2 tRNA genes and 1 rRNA gene are annotated in these 975 nt (G+C 42.4%); all 3 read left to right on the top strand.

Features of this window, described 5'->3' with window-relative positions:
- Positions 1-74 (top strand): 16S ribosomal RNA (locus tag ACN1CD_RS23590); the annotation flags it as partial.
- A gap of 319 nt (positions 75-393) precedes the next feature.
- Positions 394-471 (top strand) — tRNA-Ile (locus ACN1CD_RS23585).
- A gap of 79 nt (positions 472-550) precedes the next feature.
- Positions 551-627, top strand: a tRNA-Ala gene (locus ACN1CD_RS23580).
- Positions 628-975 lie beyond the last annotated feature (348 nt).

Genomic DNA, 975 nt, shown 5'->3' with positions numbered 1-975 from the left:
GGGTAAAACCGATAACTGGGGCTAAGTCGTAACAAGGTAGCCGTACCGGAAGGTGCGGCTGGAATACCTCCTTTCTGGAGTAGTGTCACCTACTCGCTTCGCAACATGATATTTCTAAATAAGGTAGTTAAGAGTTATAAGTTCCAGGTTATAAGTTGAAAGACTAAAGCTGAAAGACCAAAGACTAAAGTAAAAGGCGATCGCAAAAAGCGGATGCCCAGATACTTGATACTAATTACTTTATACAAAAAAAAGAGAAAACACCCAGAATAAAACGGTGGTCATACTATAAAGGTATTGGCATAACGGTACAAAGATGGGGAAAGCCAAAGGATAAGCAGTAGCGGTAAGATACTATATACTGCATACGATAAAGCTAACCTTAAATCAAGAAGTCCCGTAGCTCAGCCTGGTTAGAGCACTACACTGATAATGTAGGGGTCTCCAGTTCAAATCTGGACGGGACTACCATTTGAGTTTGCAATTTACAGTTTGCAGTTAACAGTTTTAATACTGAAAACTACTAACTGAAAACTGATAACTATACTCTGGGGGATTAGCTCAGCTGGCTAGAGCGCCTGCCTTGCACGCAGGAGGTCAACGGTTCGACTCCGTTATTCTCCACCATGAAGAATGGCAACCGGTCAACGGTTCGTCCCGATAGCTATCGGGACCGTTATTCTCCACCATTAAGAATGGCAACCGGTCAACGGTTCGTCCCGATAGCTATCGGGACCGTTATTCTCCACCATTGAGCTGAAAAAGCTTAAAGACCAAAGCAGAAAGCTTTTAAAAAACAGCATAATAAAAGAAAGCGTTACCTGGATTGGTACACTACATTGACATACAAGATTAAGACAAGAAGAAACGCCATTGGGGCATATTTATCAAGCATATACTGTGAAATAGATAAAACGGTTCGAGACCGGAGTTTTTGACTAACGAAGCTGAAACGGAGCTTAGGCAGGGGACAAT

This window comes from Pedobacter sp. N23S346 (genome assembly GCF_048515415.1).
In the GTDB taxonomy this organism is placed as follows: domain Bacteria; phylum Bacteroidota; class Bacteroidia; order Sphingobacteriales; family Sphingobacteriaceae; genus Pedobacter.
Note: the sequence above shows the minus strand (reverse complement) of the source record. Positions and strands in the feature narration are given on the sequence as shown.